We start from the raw sequence: 1,525 nt of genomic DNA on the forward strand, positions 1-1,525 counted from the left end.
GGGGCGGGCCGGTTACGGGACAGCCCTCAGGCCGGCGGGGCGGGGGTGAGGGCGTCCGCGAGGGTGCGCCAGATCTCCGCGGCGAGGTCGATGTTGGCGTCGGCCTGGGCCTGCTGGGCCAGCATGCGCAGCCCGTCCACGCCGGAGACGTCGCCGCCCAGGATCAGCAGCTGCTGGCGCAGGATCTCCAGCCGGACCCGGTCGCGGTAGGTCATCCTCGACTCGTCCCCGGCCAGGCCGCCCAGCAAGGCGCGGGCATCGTCGTAGCGGCCGGTGGCGAAGGCCAGATCGGCCTTCAGCGCGGTCAGGTCCTGACGCAGGGCGGGGGTGCCGACGAAGGCGAGGGCGGCCTCGGCCTGCTCGGCGCAGCGCTGTGCCTGCGCCGGGTCGGCGGGCAGTTTCTGCAGGTGCAGCCGGCCCGCGGCGAGCCGCAGCCGCAGCCACAGCACCAGGTCCTCCTGGCTGCTGAAGCGTTCCAGGGCCTCATCGAGGCAGTGCTGCGCGCCGGTGTGGTCGCCCTGGCGCACCCGCACGGCGGCGGCCGTCCACATCGCCTCGGCCCACAACGCGTCGCTGCGGCCCTCGACCAGGGCGGTGAGTTCGTCGGCGTGCGTCCGGGCCTCCGGCACCTGTCCGGCCTCCGCCTGGACCGACACCAGGGCCAGCAGCGCGGCGGCGCGGTCCTCGACGCCCAGGTCGTCGCCCAGGGCCAGTTGGTGGGCGGCGACGGCCGCGTCCAGGGCGGGGGTGATCTCGCCGAGCGAACGCAGGCAGCGCGCCAGCCTGGTCAGGCCGCGCACCCGCAGCTCGGCCAGGCCCACCTCGTCGCCGAGCGCGACCAGCCAGTCCAGGTCGGCGCGTTCCGCGGCGTGGTCGCCCTGCAGGCGTGCGGCCCGGGCCAGCAGCCACAGCGCCTGCCAGCGCAGCACCGCGCTTTCGTGGCCCTCGGCGGCGAGCGCCGCGCGCAGTGCCCCGATGGCGTCCGCGGAACCGGTGGAGGAGGCCAGGGTCAGGGCGTGGGCCAGCGAGCCGGTGACCGGCTCCTCGAAATCGGCGGCCTTGAGACCCAGCCGGTCGGCGAGGTAGGCCACGGCCCGGTCGGTGGGCTGGCGCGCCCCGGATTCCAGCCGGGAGAGGTAGCCGGTGGACATGCCCTCACCGGCCAGTGCCGTCTGCGACAGCCCCTGGGCCGTCCGGAGCTTCTTCAGGCGGTTTCCGAACGCGGGCTGTCGCAGCATGATTCGAATCCCCTGGGGTGAGCGGGCAAGAAAGTTTCGCCGAAAGCCGCCCCGAGCGTAGGGCGCCGGGCAACACGCGGGCAAACCTTTGCCAGGCCCGGGGCGGGAATCTCGTGCGGGCCTCACGCCCGCCTCACGTGTGTCTCACGCCCGCCTCACGTGTGTCTCATGTCGGTCTCGTGCGCTTCTCCAGCGTTCCTCCGGCACGGCCGGGCAGGCTCGGCATCATCCGGCCGGCACACCCGGCCGGCGTGGAGTCCTTGCGCATGTCAAACGTCAGGGAGTCG

1 protein-coding gene is annotated in these 1,525 nt (G+C 74.3%); it reads right to left on the reverse strand.

All coding sequences use genetic code 11. The features are described 5' to 3' along the window. Positions 1–26 precede the first annotated feature (26 nt). On the reverse strand, positions 27–1,238 hold the full coding sequence (locus ABZV34_RS39310; protein ID WP_356288048.1) for a helix-turn-helix domain-containing protein: 1,212 nt from the start codon (positions 1,236–1,238) through the stop codon (positions 27–29). Positions 1,239–1,525 lie beyond the last annotated feature (287 nt).

Origin of the sequence: Streptomyces sp. NPDC005195 (assembly GCF_040608315.1) — a bacterium.
Taxonomy (GTDB): Bacteria; Actinomycetota; Actinomycetes; order Streptomycetales; family Streptomycetaceae; genus Streptomyces; species Streptomyces kaempferi.